Source organism: Paenibacillus sp. MMO-177, from assembly GCF_037147795.1.
In the GTDB taxonomy this organism is placed as follows: domain Bacteria; phylum Bacillota; class Bacilli; order Paenibacillales; family Paenibacillaceae; genus Pristimantibacillus.
In genome coordinates, this window is record NZ_JBBCUR010000006.1 from 145222 (window position 1) to 159891 (window position 14670).

Here is a 14670-nt window from a genome sequence, read left to right on the forward strand (position 1 = left end):
GATTACCCTAGCATTACAGGCAAAAGAGACTAGAGGGGGCAGGAGATGTGGTACAGCCCGCGTTATTTTCATTCTTGAAGCGTTGGAATTTGAAGCGCAAGCTGATCCTTTTCTATCTGCTGTTCCTGATCCCCATGCTGCTGCTGAATTTATTCGCCTACGTGTCTTCGACGCGCATGATCCAGAATCAAGTGAAGGATTCCCTTGCCGTACTGACCGGCCAGATCAACACCATGATCGAGCAGAAGCTAACCGACATCGAGAAAATCTCGTCCGCTGTCTATTCACCTGCGCTGCTCGACGTGGTCAGAAGGGGACGGTATATCGGCGACGACCCGGTCTATGTCAAGGATAATCGGGAGATGAACCGTTTCTTCTCCTATATCGTGAACGATATCGACGAACTGGACGGTGTCTATGTGTTTACCGAGAACGGCAATATGTTCTACAAATCGGTGATCGATCAAATGAAAGCGGTTTACGATCCCGAACGGGACGAATGGTATGGGGAGACGGTAGCCCGCATGGGCCGCCCCGTTATTTTTGGCGCGCACATGCCCTGGACGCTGCAGCTGTCCTCCAACAGACACGTGTATTCAGTGGCCAAGTCGATCCGCGGCATCGACGGCAGCCGAATCTGTACGCTTCTGCTGGACCTGAAGCTCAACTCCATCGGCGAGCTCGTCGCGTCCTATAAGAAGCAGTACGACAGCCAGATTCTGGTGGTGGATGAAACGAATCATGTGCTTTTCGGAGACGACCTGTACGATGTTGGGACAGAGCTTCAAGAGCCCGCCATTTTGACGCCCGTTCGCGGAGGAATGAGGCAGGCGGGCATCCGTGTGGGCGGTGAACGGCAGTTTCTCGTATACGATACGTCGGTCATCAGCGGCTGGAAATTGATCGGGCTTACCGCGCAAAGTACGCTCGACCGGGAAATCTCCGGCCTACGATCGCTGAATGTTGCGGTGACGGCCATCTCGAGTATTGTGTCGCTCGGATTTCTGACCGCCATCTATCTCACGAATTATAAGCCGATTCTAAGGCTCAGGCGGTCGATGAAAAAGGTAGAAATCGGAGACTTATCCGCACGGGCGGAAATCACAACGATGGACGAAATCGGCAGCCTGGGCAAGAGCTTCAACAATATGCTGGAGAAAATCAACGAATTGATTGAAAGCGAATACAAGGCAGAGCTGCGGAAACGGGATGCCGAATTCAGGGCGCTGCAGGCGCAGATCAACCCACATTTTCTGTATAACACGCTCCAAATGGTCAGCAGCATGTCGGTCGTTCACGGGCTTCCAGAGGTCGATCAGGTTGCAAATTCGTTGGCCGGTATGTTCCGCTATTCGATCGACAACGCCACAGACACGGTGCCGATCGAGAAGGAGGTTGAGCATATCCGAAACTATTTGTTCATTCAGCGTCTGAGGCTCAACGAAAGCTTCGACGTCGAGCTCGACATCGACGCTGAGGCCGCGTGGTGCTCGATCCTGAAGCTGACTCTTCAGCCGCTGGTCGAGAACATCTTCGTTCACGGCTTTCGGGAATTGCACATGAAGGGGATGGTCCGCATTTCTGTGAAACGCCACAGGTCGAGAATCATTGTGAAGATCATCGACAACGGAAGCGGCATGAGGATGGGCGCGTTGCGAAAGCTGAAGCAGAAGCTTTATGAGGAGAGCAACGATGACGCAGGCGTCCGAAGCGTCAATATAGGCATCATCAACGTGCACGGCAGGCTCAGGCATCATTTCGGCCACGGTTATCGAATGTACTTCAAAAGCATGGATGGGATCGGTACGAAAATCATGCTTGTCTTCCCGGCGATTCCCTATGAAGGAGCGTGAAGCCCGATGTACAAGGTGTTGCTTGTCGACGACGAGGTGTGGATCAAAAGGAGCCTGAGGAAGGAAATCGATTGGCCATCGTTTGAAATCGGCGATGTCGCGGAGGCGTCCGATGGCGAAGAGGCTTACCGGCTCGCGACGGAATATAAACCGGATGTCATCATCACCGACGTAAAGATGCCCCGGATGGACGGGATCGAGCTCGCCCGTATAGTTTCCCGATCCATGCCGGAAGTGAAAGTCATCATTCTGAGCGGTTATGCGGAATTTGGGCTGGTTCGGCAAGCGCTAAACGAGCGCGTGATTGACTATATTCTAAAGCCGATCAACCGGCAGGATCTGGTGACTGCCATTCGTCGCAGCGTAGACGAGATAGGCAAGGAGCGGAAACGTCGAGAGCAGGATTTCCGTCTCAAAACGCTGCTCGACCGTAGCCTGCCCTTATGGACGGAGAAATGCATCTACGACCTCCTGCACAAAGAGCTGGACGAAGACAAAGGCGCGGAACTAGCCCGGATGACCGAACTGCCCCTGACAGAGGAGCCGCATGCAGTCCTGTTAATTAAGGGAAGCGGGACCCTGTCGGCGGAGGCGATCAGCGCCGCCTACACTCGCGCCCGGGACGGGAGCCGGACACCCCACCTGATACTTCCGCATTTCCAGACCGAGCGCGAATACCTGCTGATCGCTCCGTTCCAGGGCGGCAGTGCGGCAGCGTACGCGGAGCTCTCCTGCCGCATCGCCGCCATAAGGCAATTCCTCTCCGACACGGGTGAACAGGTGCATATCGGGGCTGGCTCCATACGAGCAGGCTGGCATGAACTCGGCGCGTCGTACCGCGAGGCGGTCTACGCATGCCGACAGGCGGCGCTGGAGCCGGATGGCGGAGTTGTGCTTTATGCCGTACGCTTCGGCCGCAAAGAGACGAGTGAAGTGATCGAGCAGATCAAAACTTACCTTGAGTCCGCCTACCGCGAGCCGCTGACGTTGGAAGGTGTCGCACAGCGGTTCTATCTCAATCCTAGTTACTTGAGCCGCTTGTTCAAGCAAGTCACCGGTGAAAATTTCATCGGCTATATCACCCGCATCCGGATAGAAGAGGCCTATCGGCTGCTTATGCATACCGAAATGCCCGTCCATCAGGTGGGCGAACACGTCGGCTATGAAAATACGAATTATTTCAGCAAATCGTTCAAAAAGGTGAAAGGGTTCGCCCCTGCGGAGTGCAAAAAGCTCTTCAGGTAGAATGATGAAACCGGTAAAAATAGTACTTCCCCAAAGTAAAAAACGTTCATTCCTTCATCCGCCTATGTGCGGCATGATGGGAGTACCGAACGGATGGCGCCCCGATCGGATCGAAATGAAAGCGTTCTATCTTCTAGAAGGACTTCTAAATTGACGATTGCAAGCCAATCATGCGGGGGGAATCGGGGATGACAAAGCTTTTGAGAGGGATCAGTCTACCGCTGGTGCTGGCCGTGCTGGTTGTACTGCTGGCGGCATGCGGCGGGAACGACGGAGGCTCCGCCAATGCAGGGACCGATACGATTGCGAATGCCGGAAGCGAGACGGCCGGCCAAAAGGGATCGAATACGGGAGTGGCTTCGACCGCCGGCGACGAGAAGTTCACGCTGACGCTGTGGACCATTTCGGACAACGCCGATCCGATGACGAACCGGGCGCTGGCAAAGGCTATCGAAATGTTCAAGGAACAGTACCCGAAGGGTGAAATCAAGGTGGAGGGCAAGGGCCGTCCCGAACAGCTCTACGACCAGCTCAATATCGCCGTAAGTGCCGGCAACGCGCCGGACTTGTTCTGGTCGAACGTAGGACAGAACGTCTCGTTTTACATTAAGAACGGGAAAGTGGAAAGTCTCGACAGCTACGCGCAACAGTTCGGCTGGTATGACGCTTACCCGCAATCGGCGATCGATTACCAGAAGAAATTCCTCGGCGATTTCTACGCGTTGCCCAGCAACTACAACGCGATGGGTATCTGGTACAAAAAGGATCTGTTCGAGAAATACAACATCGCGATTCCGCAGACGTACGAAGACCTGCTCAAGGCGGCCGACAAGCTGAAGCAAAACAACGTGATCCCGATGGTTATGGCAGGCAAGTGGCCGGCGATCGTGACCCGGCTGTTTGACGGCATTCTCGAAATGGAGACGGGAGCGGAGCTGCACGACAACCTGCTGCTGGGCACCGCCCGTTTCAACGATCCTGCCGTCGTGGAGGCGTTCCGCAAGCTGAAGGAAGATTGGGTTGACAAAAAATACTTCCAGCCGGGTTATCTTTCCAACGAAGAGGCGCAGACAAACAATCTCTGGTATTCCTCCAAGGCGGCCATGTGGTACTCGGGCTCCTGGGAGTTCGGCAACCTGCGGAACAACAAACAGGATCTCGAAAATTACGGCTTTTTCCCGTTTCCGACAGGCGTATCGCCCTACCGGATTGTAGCGTTCGGCGACGGCTACTACATGTCGTCCGATTCGAAGCATAAGGATGAGGCGGCCGCGTTTCTGAACGCGATGAGCTCGCTCGACGCGCAGCAGGCGATTCTGGAGACGAATCCCGAAAGCTCCTCCGCACGTATCGGTGCGATCGATCTTAATAAAGTGAACGAGACGAAGAAGCAAATCGTGGATCTGCTGCAAAACTCGGGCTCGTACGTACCGACGAACGAAATGGGAACCGAGCCCCGGCTGACGGACGTGCTGTTCGACGTGCAGACCCGCGTGCTGACCGGAGAACTGCAGCCGGAAGAAGCCGCCGACATTCTCGACAAGAAGGCGGAGGAATTCGGCTGGTACAAGTAAGACCGCAAAATTACCCGGATGGGAGGGCAGGCATGAAAAACATGGTTTCCGAAGTGCGCGCATCAAGGCGCGCCGTGCTGTCGGTTCGTTCGGCACGACAGCTGGACGGTTTTACGCCTTATCTGTTTTTGTTGCCGGCGCTGATTGTCTACAGCGTGATCGTCGTCTATCCAATCCTGAACTCGCTGTGGCTCACCATGTTCCAGTGGGACGGGGTAAGTCCGGACAAGAAGTTCGTCGGGTTCGGCAACTTCATTTACATCTTTACGGAAGATCCCGTGTTCTACATCGCCCTCAAAAACAACTTGAAGTGGAGCGCCGCTTCGCTTCTGCTTCCGGTATCGCTCGGACTCGGCTTTGCACTTCTGTTCAGCAAGGCGATCAAAGGCTTCTCGTTCTTCCGGGGAGCGGTCTATTTCCCGGCCACACTGTCGCTGGTCATCATCGGAACCATCTGGACGTGGATGTACGACCCGAACTTCGGCCTGATCAACAACGCGTTGCAGCTGGTGTCCGGCGGACACGCCTCATTCGACTGGTTCGCGAAGCCGAACAACACCATCTTCTTTGTCGTGCTGGCAGCATCCTGGTCATACAGCGGCATCTGCATGCTGATGTTCATGTCCGGTCTGCAGGCCATCTCGCGGGAAATTTACGAATCGGCCCTGATCGACGGCGCGACCCGGTTCCGCAAACTGGTCTATATCACGCTGCCGCTGCTCAAAAATACGCTGAACGTCGTCCTCGTCACGACGCTGGTCAACTCGTTCCAGGTGTTCGATATTGTCTTCACCATGACGAACGGCGGTCCCGGACGGGCTACAAACGTACTTGCCAGCTGGTCTTACGCCCAGGTGTTCACGTATCACGACATGGGCCGCGGCACCGCGATCGCATGGGTACTGTCGATCATCGTGCTAAGCATTACGATCCTGTCCAATCGGATTTCATCGAAGAACGACTATTAGAAGGAGGAGGGGGACCGTGAATCTAACCAAAGCCAGGAACGGCATACTCGCCTTCTTCATCGCGTTGTTCGTTCTGTTGTGGCTTACGCCGTTCGTCTATGTATTGTTCACGGCGCTTAAGTCGCCAGACGAGTATTTCAGCACGAATCCGTTGGCCTTCCCGAAAGTGATCGCCTGGGAGAATTTCCATAAAGCCTATATGGTGCTGGATTCGTATTTCGTCAACAACGTGAAGCTGGTCGTCATCTGTCTGCCGGTCATTCTACTGTTCGCCTCGATGGCGGCCTATTCACTGGCGAGACTGACGTTCCGGGGAAGGGAATTTTGGGCGATTTTCTTTCTGGTCGGCATGATGGTCCCGATCAGCATCACGATCGTGCCGATCTACATCATGTTCAAGGGCATGGGGCTGCTGAACACGCACACGGCTCTCGTCCTGGCGCTTGTGGCGTTCGGGCTACCGTTTACGATTTTCCTGATGCGAGGCTTTTTCCTCGGCATTCCGAAGGAAATCGAGGAGTCCGCCCGCATTGACGGCTGCCGGCACTGGGGGATCTACGCCCGCATCATCATGCCTATCTCCCGGCCGATTCTGATCACGGCGGCGATCTTCAACTTCATGAGCGTATGGAACGACTTTTTCTTCTCGTACACATTCATTCAGGACAACGACAAGCTGACCCTGAACGTTGGGCTTCTCGCATTCACCAAGCAATTCGTTACGGAGTATAATTCGCTTACCGCCGGCATGATCCTGATCATTCTGCCTTCATTCGTGCTGTTCGTCATCTTCCAGCGCTATATCATGGCCCGGACGAACGACGGGGCGGTCAAGGGCTGAGCGACGCTGTAAAGCTTACAACAGACAGATAGGAGGAATCACGAATGCGGTTTACGCCTTCGCAGATCGGGGTGCAGCTCTATACGCTGAGGGACCATTTTCGAACGAGGGAAGATGTCGTGCATACGCTGAAGGCGGTTCGCGACATCGGCTACGAGGCGGTGCAGTTCTTCGAAATGCCGATTCCAGTCGAGGAGATGCGGGACATTCTGAAGGGTTTGGGCCTCCGTGTTTGCGGTGTCGACGTCACCGTCAAGCGGCTCAGAAGCGAACTTGGGCGAGTACTCGAGGAGATGAAGTTGCTGGAATGTCCGTACATCACCTACTCGTACGGCGGTGACTGGGGCCGGCCTTACGCACACGGCTTGGAGGGCTACATTGCGGATATATCCGCCGTGGGGGAGCAGTTGAAGGAAACGGACTGCCGGTTCGCCTACCATAATCACAGCTTTGAATTCATTTCGTATAAAGGCCGGAACGCGCTGGAATATTTCTATGAGCAAACGGAGCAGGCTGGCATTCTGGCGGAAATCGACACGTTCTGGGTGCAGCACGGCGGAGGCGACCCGGCAGCCTGGATTCGAAAATACAAGGGACGCGTGCCAATCATCCATTTGAAGGACCTGGCCATCGGGCAGTCGGAAGGCAAGGTCAACCAGCTGTTTGCAGAAGTGGGGAACGGCAACATGAACTGGGAAGCGATTATTAGCGCTGCGGACGAGTCGGATGTGGAGTGGCTCGTGGTTGAGCAGGATACGTGTAAACAGGACCCCTTCCTGAGCGTCAAGGAAAGTTACAACTATATCAAAGCCGTTATCACTCGGTAACGGATTAAAGGAGGAACAAACATGAACATGGTCAACATCGGCTTTCTCGGACTGGGGCGGGTATTGGAGTATCATCTGCCCGCGATCGAAAGGGTGTCGGAACGATTCCGGATCGCATCCGTGTTCGACATGAGCGAGAAGCGCCGGGCGGAAATTGCCGAACAGCTTGGCGCAAAGGCGGCAGGCAGCTATGAGGAAATGCTGCATGATCCGGACCTTCATCTGATCGTCGTGGCCACGCCGCCCTGCTTCCACGCAGAGCACGCGATTCAGGCGCTGGAAAGCGGCAAGCACGTGATTGTGGAAAAGCCGATGGCGCTTTCCGCAACCGATGCCGCCCGGATGGCAGAGGCGGCGGAGCGGAAGGGCCTCAAGCTTGTCGTGAACCACAATCACCGGTTCAGCGGACACCAGCAGTACCCGTTCATCAAGCGCACGCTGGACGAAGGCACGCTCGGACGGCCATATCAGTACCACATCCAGCTGATGTCGCCGTGGGGCGGCTACGAGGGCTCGCCGGACTACATCCCGAACTGGGAGTGCAAAAAGGAGCACGGCGGGGGCACGCTGTTCTCCTGGGGACCTCATCTGGTCGACATGTTGCTGCATGCCCATCCGGCAAAGCCGGTCAGCGTATATGCCAGACTGAACAGTGGCGGCTGGGAGTTTGACGGTGACAGCAACGCGGCGCTCGCCATAACATTCGAGGACGGAGCTTCCGCCCAGATTGACATTTCGTATGTGTCGCCGCACGTATTTAATCTCTTCTACGTGCAATGCGAAGGCGGATCGATCAAGTACGAGCAAGATACAAACCGTGTCACCATACGCAGAGGCGCCATCCGGAAAGGCTTCGATGAAGAGACCTTTGTGCCGGAGCAACTGCCGCCGGATCTCGTGTACGAGAACCTGCATCAGGCGATCCATCAGGGTGAGGGGCTACTGATCGAGCCGCGCGACATTGAACTCGTCATTGCAATTCTGGAAACGGCCGTCCTGTCGTCGGAAACCGGAAAGGCGGTTGCTGTCGCGGATGTGCTTCAGGTGAGCCGAACGGGGATTACCTAGCATGCGGGCTCCCATCCTCATGATCGGGGCGTTCGATACGAAGGAAGCGGAATTTTTCTATCTTCGGGATCGGCTTCTCGATCGCGGCTATGGCGTCATCTCGATGAATGTCGGCGTCATGGGATCCCCGGACACCTGGACGCCGGACATTGAAGCCGACCAGGTTGCTGAAGCCGGCGGCGTCTTGCTTCAGGAGCTGCGGCGCAACGGCGATCGCGGCCTGGCGATGGAGGCGATGGCTAGAGGAGCGGCGGCGCTGGCGCGCGAGCTGTTCGAAACGGGACGGTTCGTGGCGGCAATCGGTATGGGCGGGGGCGGCGGAACGTCTATCGTGACGGCCGCGATGAGGGAGCTTCCGCTGGGGGTGCCGAAGCTATGCGTTTCGACGGTGGCCTCCGGTAACGTATCGCCATATGTCGGCACCAGCGATATCGTAATGTTTCCTTCAATCGTCGACATCGCCGGTCTCAACCGGCTGTCCCGGGCCGTTCTTGCAAGAGCGGCTGGAGCGCTCGGCGGCATGCTGGAAGTGGAGGCGAAGCCGGCCGAGGGAGGCGAGCGGCCTGTCGTCGCCGCTACGATGTTCGGAAATACGACGCCCTGCGTCCAAATGTGCTCCGCTTTGCTGGAGGCTCGCGGTTATGAAACCATCGTCTTTCACACGACGGGGACGGGCGGTCGAACGATGGAGTCGCTGATCGCGCAGGGCTACTTCGACGGTGTCCTTGATCTGACGACGACGGAGCTGGCCGACGAGCTCTGCGGCGGTATCATGAGCGCCGGACCCGAACGGCTGACGGCGGCGGCGCGTAATGGTATTCCCCAGGTAGTGTCGGCGGGCTGCATTGACATGGTGAACTTTGGACCCGAGGCGACCGTTCCAGAACGCTGCCGGAACCGAACCTTGTACCGGTGGAACCGGGACAATACGCTCATGCGCACCAATGCGGACGAGAACCGCGAGATCGGCACGCGGATCACGGAGCGCCTGAACGGTGCCACTGGGCCGGCGGCCGTGCTGCTCCCGCTGAGAGGTCTGTCCCTTCTGGGCAGGGAAGACGGGCCGTTCCGGGATACCGGCGCCGATGCCGAGCTGTTCGAAACGATCAAGGCGGAACTGAAGACAGGCATCAGACTGAAGGAACTCGATACCGACATTAACGATCCGGCCTTTGCGGCGGAGGCGGTCGAAACGTTGCTGATGCTTATGAAAGAGCGGGAACATACTTTACACGACGAAGGAGAGATCACGCATGCCGGCAATTCCCCGCAGTGAAATTCTGGAAAGATTACGGACGCATATCCGAAATGGACGCCCAATCGTAGGTACGGGCGCCGGAACGGGCATCAGCGCCAAGTTTGAGGAAGAGGGCGGCAGCGACCTCATCATAATTTACAACTCCGGCAGGTTCCGCATGGCGGGACGCGGTTCGATGAGCGGCCTGATGCCTTACGGCGACGCGAACGCGATCGTGATGGAGATGGCGGGCGAAATTTTGCCTGTCGTCAAACGCACGCCCGTGCTGGCAGGCGTATGCGGCACCGACCCTTTCCGTTCAATGCCGCTGTTCCTGAAGCAGGTAAAAGAGGCGGGTTTCTCGGGTATCCAAAATTTCCCTACTGTCGGCCTATACGACGGTAAGTTCCGGGCAAATCTGGAGGAGACCGGCATATCGTATGAGCTTGAAGTCGAGATGGTGCGGCTTGCACGGGAGATGGAACTTCTGACGACGCCGTACTGCTTCAACCGAGACGAAGCCCGCAGAATGACGCAGGCGGGAGCGGACGTTATCGTGGCGCATGTCGGCACGACGACGAGCGGATCGATCGGGGCGAAGACGACGATGTCGCTCGAGGAAGCGGCCGCCATCGTCCAGGATATTTGCGACGGCGCGCGCGAGGTGAATCCGGACGTCATCGTGATCTGCCATGGCGGTCCGATCGCGGAGCCCGAGGATGCGGCCTTCATCCTGCAGCACACCGTTGGCGTGCACGGCTTCTATGGCGCTTCGAGCGCCGAGCGGCTGCCGGTCGAACGGGCCATCACGGAGCATATCCGCAAGTTCACGACGATCCCCGTCAAAACTCGTGTTTAGGAGGAGGTGCCCGTGACCGGTATGGCAATGGAGGAGCAAACGGCGAGAAGCCAGGCGCTGGCCCTTCTGGAACAGGCTGATATTCCGCTTACAGAATCGGAGAAAGCGTCGCTCGACGTCATCGACTTCGGGATTGGAGATATTGAACGGTACGGCGTTCAATTGATCGAATACATCAATAATGACCGGTATTGCGCCCGGCAGCTCGTCTTTCTGCCTTATCAGACGATACCCGAACACATGCATCCTCCCGTGGGAGAGGATCCTGGAAAAGTGGAAACATTCCGGGTCGTTTGGGGATCGGTCCTGGCCTATACGGAGCAGGGTGAGCAGTCCATGCAGCTATCGGCCCGTCTGGCTGAGGAGGATGAGGCTTACTTCCGCGCGCGGCATGAAATTCGGCTGGAGGCGGGCGAGCAGTGCACGATCGGCGGCAATCAGTTCCACTGGTTTCAAGCCGGAGAACGGGGCGCGGTCGTCATCGAGTTCTCCAGCCCGGCGCGGGACAGCTTTGACCGGTTCCGGGATCCGCGCGTCGTGCGGGAAACCGGGGCAGGCGGTTCCGGGAAGGAGCGCCCCTAGCGAAAAAAGCTTTGCTTTAACTCTTTAGGGGTAACGCCCTTCAGCTTCTTGAAGCACTTCAGGAAGTAGTAATAATCCTGGAAGCCGGATTTCTCCGCGGCGCTTGCGATGCTTTCTCCCAGCATGAGGAGATTGAAAGCGTGATCCACCCGCATCTCGACCGTTTTCTGCTTGATCGTGGTCTGAAACTGGTTTTTGAAAATCAGGTTGAGCTGTCTGTAGCTTAGGCCGAAGCGGCGTTCGAACGTCGCGGCGTCGAGGTCGCCGGACAGATGGGCGAGGATGAATTTCAGCATATCGTCGCAGAGCCGGCTGTTACGGCTGTTCATGAGAAGACGTTTCTGCATATGGAAGCTGAGCTGGTAGAGCAGCGCCTCCAGCTGGACGTGCAGAAACCGCTTGCCGGCCAGCTCCGACCGGAAAATCTCGTGCAGGTAATGGAAGCTTCGCTGCACATTGGCGTCGGCCGGCGATTCGCCGAAGATCGGCAGTACGAGATCGTCGGCGTTGAACCGGTTGGGCGGCTCCGCCGGTGCGCCGTCCATGACGAAGTGGATGAAGGTGACGTCGTGCACGTCCTCGTCAATCCCTTCGTGGTAGATATGGGGAGGGAGTAGAAAGTAGCCGCCCGTACCCAGGCGTCCCGCGTCCGCACCGACCTGAATCGTGCGTTCGCCGCTGTGGACGATACCGAGCACCCAACAGGGCAGTAACCGGTTCGGATGCTTGTAGTTGGCCGCGATCCGGCCGATTGTGTCGATAGACGACGTATTGCCCCAGAGCCTGTACCACGGTCTATTGCCTGCGGAAACGGTCATGCATGGATCATCCCAATCCTCAATAATGGAATATTTTCTGCCTTTACTATAATCTTTTTCGTCAATGACGAAAACCCCTGCAAAACTACAGTGAACACATTGGAGGTTAAACCATGAGCAAGAAAATCAAGGTTGCGGTCGTAGGCATGAGATTCGGCGCGGAGTTCGTTCCGATCTATCTTCATCATCCTTGGGTCGAGGCAGTGGCGATCTGCGACAGCAACCCGGATGCGCTAAATGAGGTCGGGAACAAATTCGGGGTGGAGCGCCGATTTACGAGCATGGACGATCTGCTGGCTTCCGGAGACTATGACGCCGTGCATCTCGTGACACCCGTTACCTATCATGCGGAGCATTCGATAGCTGTTCTGAACGCAGGGATGCACTGCGCCTGCACGATTCCGATGGGCCTGTCGATGGAGGAACTGTACAGGGTGCTTGAAGCGAAGCGGCAGTCTGGGAAAAATTACATGATGATGGAAACGGCCTGCTACACTCGGGAGTTTCTGTACGCCAAAGAGATGTACGAGAGCGGCGAAATGGGGAAAATCCAGTTCATGCGCTGCGCCCATTATCAGGATATGGACGGCTGGCCGGAGTACTGGAAAGGGTTCCCGCCGCTGATGCATCCGACACATGCGCTCGGACCCGTACTCGACCTGATCGGCAAGCGCCCGCTCAAGGTGTATGCGCTTGGCTCCGGTTCCATGCGGGAAGAGCTTGTCCGGAAATATAACAATCCGTTCCCGATCGAAACGGCGATTTACCAGCTCGAGGATTCCGACGTGGCGGTCGAGCTGACAAGAACGATGTTCCATACCGCGAAGGCTTATTCCGAGTCGTTCAACGTCTACGGGGATAAAGCGTCGTTCGAATGGCAGCAGATCGAGGAAGAGCTCCCGATCGTCATGCGGATTGGCGATCTGACGGAGCACCGCGGACGCCCGATCAGCATTGAGCGCGTCGAAGTGCCGGACCGCGCCGAACTTCTTCCGAAAGAGATTCAGCGGTTTACGAAACGAGGCGTGTACGACGAGAACAACCCCCACCTATCGTTCCTTCAAGGCGGGGGACATGGCGGTTCACACCCGCATCTGGTTCACGAGTTCGTCTCGAGCATTCTGGAAGGACGCGCGCCTCATATCGATGAAGTGAAATCCGCAACCTGGACCGCGGCAGGCATCTGTGCGCACGAATCGGCTTTGCAAGGCGGCCGGGAAATTGCGATACCCAATTTCAAAGAATACAGTCTAAATGAGACTGCATTAACCCAATCGGAGGGATAATCGATGCGTCTAAAAAGAAAGCTTGCATGGCTGTTGGCCGCAATGCTTATCGCTGGCCTGATGGCGTGCAGCAATGGGGGAACCAGAGACGGCGGCGGTAACGAAGGCAGCGGCGGGAATATGGCTCCCGCAGACAACACAGGTGCGTCGGACAAGACGACGCAGACCAGCGCCGAGAAGGGGCCGGTCAAGCTGCGCTACATGGTGTGGGGAAGTCCGAACGAGAAGAAGGCGGTGGAGGAATACTCCAAAAAGTACATGGAGTTGAATCCGAACGTCTCTATCGAGGTCATTCACGTTCCGAACGACAACTACGCCACGAAGGTGGCGACGATGGTGGACGGAAACGATGCGCCGGACCTGGCCTACATGTCGGAAGCGCAGGCATATGAATTGGCAGCACAGGGCAAGCTCGTGGATATCTTCGAACGGCTGGATGTCGATCCGGATTTCAAGCAGGAGAACTATGCGCCGAACGTATTCTATCAATACGAACCAGGCAAATCGCTGGGACGGCGGATCGGCATCGGCGCGATGGGCATGTATTACAACACCGAGATTTTCGAGAAAGCGGGCATCGATCCGTTGCCGCGAGACCCGGCCAATACGATGACATGGGATCAATTCGTGAACCTAGCGAAGAAGCTCACGATCGACGCGAGCGGCAAGAATGCGCTCGACCCGGCATTCAATCCGGAAAAAATCAAACAATACGGTTTCATGATGGAAACCTGGTGGGCGAATTATTTACCGATGGTCATGTCGAACGGCGGCAGCTTCGTGAACGAAGACGGCACGAAGTTCGGACTGTCCGAACCGGCCGCCTATGAAGCGATCCAAAAGCTGGCTGACCTGATCAACGTTCATCATGTGGCACCAAGCCCGGTGCAACTGAAGAGCTTACCGAACCTGGCGACGTCGCTTCAGACAGGCAAGGCAGCCATGATCTTCGGCGGCAACTGGCTTACGCTGGACCTGAGCGCGGCCAAGGCGAAGTTCGGGTACGGGCTGTTCCCAAAAATGAAAGAGAACGCGTCGATCATCCTCGCGTCGCCAGTCGTCATCTTCAAATCGACCAAAAATCTTGACGAAGCCTGGAAGTTTTATAAATACGCTGCCGACCCCAGCGCTGCGATCGGCATTTACGCGGACGGCCTTTCGATCCCGGTGCTGAAAGACTGGCTTACCGACGAAGAGAAGCTGAAGCAATGGGCCGTCAACGACAAGCACCCGGACGGCTACGTCGACGTCATGATCAAGCCGCTGTTTGCCGAAACGACGAAACCGGGACCGCCGGATTTGCTCAAAAATTACGGCAAAATTGACACGATCGTAACGCCTGCGCTCGATAATGTATGGCTTGGGAAAACATCCGCAAAAGAGGCAATGGATTCGATCAAGCGGCAAGTGGAAGCCGAACTGCAGGGCGTGTACGAATGGACAAATTAGTCCGTTAAATACCAAAGCGTAAGCTGCCCTGGGAAACGTGCCTGTGCCTGTTTCCCGGGGGTT

The 14670-nt window shown here is 56.4% G+C and carries 13 protein-coding genes; 12 read left to right on the top strand and 1 reads right to left on the bottom strand.

Annotation, left to right across the window (positions count from 1 at the left end):
- Nucleotides 1–74 precede the first annotated feature (74 nt).
- The 10 genes from WFK81_RS21390 (at nt 75) to WFK81_RS21435 (ending at nt 11054) form a co-directional block, all read left to right on the top strand.
- Nucleotides 75–1853: a cache domain-containing sensor histidine kinase gene (locus WFK81_RS21390; protein ID WP_336788405.1), complete on the top strand. Its 1779-nt coding sequence runs from the start codon at nt 75–77 to the stop codon at nt 1851–1853.
- A gap of 6 nt (nt 1854–1859) precedes the next feature.
- Entirely contained in the window at nt 1860–3098 is a 1239-nt protein-coding gene (locus WFK81_RS21395; protein WP_336788406.1) for a response regulator, read from the top strand.
- Nucleotides 3099–3286: 188 nt separating this feature from the next.
- Nucleotides 3287–4672 (top strand): ABC transporter substrate-binding protein, encoded by a 1386-nt coding sequence (locus WFK81_RS21400; RefSeq protein ID WP_336788407.1) that lies wholly within the window; start codon nt 3287–3289, stop codon nt 4670–4672.
- A gap of 197 nt (nt 4673–4869) precedes the next feature.
- Nucleotides 4870–5640 (top strand): carbohydrate ABC transporter permease, encoded by a 771-nt coding sequence (locus WFK81_RS21405; RefSeq protein ID WP_336788408.1) that lies wholly within the window; start codon nt 4870–4872, stop codon nt 5638–5640.
- A gap of 16 nt (nt 5641–5656) precedes the next feature.
- Nucleotides 5657–6481, top strand: a complete 825-nt coding sequence (locus WFK81_RS21410; RefSeq protein ID WP_336788409.1) for a carbohydrate ABC transporter permease — start codon at nt 5657–5659, stop codon at nt 6479–6481.
- A 44-nt stretch (nt 6482–6525) separates the two neighbouring features.
- Nucleotides 6526–7308, top strand: coding sequence for a sugar phosphate isomerase/epimerase family protein (locus tag WFK81_RS21415; RefSeq protein WP_336788410.1), 783 nt, complete (start codon nt 6526–6528; stop codon nt 7306–7308).
- Between the two features lie 21 nt (nt 7309–7329).
- Nucleotides 7330–8376 (top strand): Gfo/Idh/MocA family protein, encoded by a 1047-nt coding sequence (locus WFK81_RS21420; protein ID WP_336788411.1) that lies wholly within the window; start codon nt 7330–7332, stop codon nt 8374–8376.
- 19 nt (nt 8377–8395) lie between these two features.
- Entirely contained in the window at nt 8396–9652 is a 1257-nt protein-coding gene (locus WFK81_RS21425; RefSeq protein WP_336788532.1) for a Tm-1-like ATP-binding domain-containing protein, read from the top strand.
- Nucleotides 9630–10472, top strand: coding sequence for a phosphoenolpyruvate hydrolase family protein (locus WFK81_RS21430; RefSeq protein ID WP_336788412.1), 843 nt, complete (start codon nt 9630–9632; stop codon nt 10470–10472). Before WFK81_RS21425 ends, WFK81_RS21430 begins: the two co-directional genes overlap by 23 nt.
- Nucleotides 10473–10493: 21 nt before the next feature.
- Nucleotides 10494–11054, top strand: a complete 561-nt coding sequence (locus WFK81_RS21435; RefSeq protein WP_336788533.1) for a D-lyxose/D-mannose family sugar isomerase — start codon at nt 10494–10496, stop codon at nt 11052–11054.
- On the opposite strand, the gene WFK81_RS21440 is transcribed toward WFK81_RS21435, so the two are convergent.
- Nucleotides 11051–11872: a helix-turn-helix domain-containing protein gene (locus WFK81_RS21440; protein ID WP_336788413.1), complete on the bottom strand. Its 822-nt coding sequence runs from the start codon at nt 11870–11872 to the stop codon at nt 11051–11053. The two genes, WFK81_RS21435 and WFK81_RS21440, sit on opposite strands and share 4 nt — an antisense overlap.
- Nucleotides 11873–11985: 113 nt before the next feature.
- Between WFK81_RS21440 and WFK81_RS21445 the strand changes: the two genes are divergently transcribed.
- Together WFK81_RS21445 and WFK81_RS21450 are read left to right on the top strand one after the other, a co-directional pair.
- A complete protein-coding gene (locus WFK81_RS21445) occupies nt 11986–13158 on the top strand; it encodes a Gfo/Idh/MocA family protein (RefSeq protein ID WP_336788414.1) in 1173 nt (390 codons plus the stop codon).
- A 3-nt stretch (nt 13159–13161) separates the two neighbouring features.
- Nucleotides 13162–14607: an ABC transporter substrate-binding protein gene (locus WFK81_RS21450; RefSeq protein WP_336788415.1), complete on the top strand. Its 1446-nt coding sequence runs from the start codon at nt 13162–13164 to the stop codon at nt 14605–14607.
- Nucleotides 14608–14670 lie beyond the last annotated feature (63 nt).

Coding starts and splice junctions, on each gene's coding strand:
- WFK81_RS21395 (WP_336788406.1), top strand. CDS start 1,860: ATGTACAAGGTGTTGCTTGTCGACGACGAGGTGTGGATCAAAAGGAGC.
- WFK81_RS21400 (WP_336788407.1), top strand. CDS start 3,287: ATGACAAAGCTTTTGAGAGGGATCAGTCTACCGCTGGTGCTGGCCGTG.
- WFK81_RS21405 (WP_336788408.1), top strand. CDS start 4,870: ATGTTCCAGTGGGACGGGGTAAGTCCGGACAAGAAGTTCGTCGGGTTC.
- WFK81_RS21415 (WP_336788410.1), top strand. CDS start 6,526: ATGCGGTTTACGCCTTCGCAGATCGGGGTGCAGCTCTATACGCTGAGG.
- WFK81_RS21420 (WP_336788411.1), top strand. CDS start 7,330: ATGAACATGGTCAACATCGGCTTTCTCGGACTGGGGCGGGTATTGGAG.
- WFK81_RS21425 (WP_336788532.1), top strand. CDS start 8,396: ATGATCGGGGCGTTCGATACGAAGGAAGCGGAATTTTTCTATCTTCGG.
- WFK81_RS21430 (WP_336788412.1), top strand. CDS start 9,630: ATGCCGGCAATTCCCCGCAGTGAAATTCTGGAAAGATTACGGACGCAT.
- WFK81_RS21435 (WP_336788533.1), top strand. CDS start 10,494: ATGGCAATGGAGGAGCAAACGGCGAGAAGCCAGGCGCTGGCCCTTCTG.
- WFK81_RS21440 (WP_336788413.1), bottom strand. CDS start 11,872: ATGACCGTTTCCGCAGGCAATAGACCGTGGTACAGGCTCTGGGGCAAT.
- WFK81_RS21445 (WP_336788414.1), top strand. CDS start 11,986: ATGAGCAAGAAAATCAAGGTTGCGGTCGTAGGCATGAGATTCGGCGCG.
- WFK81_RS21450 (WP_336788415.1), top strand. CDS start 13,162: ATGCGTCTAAAAAGAAAGCTTGCATGGCTGTTGGCCGCAATGCTTATC.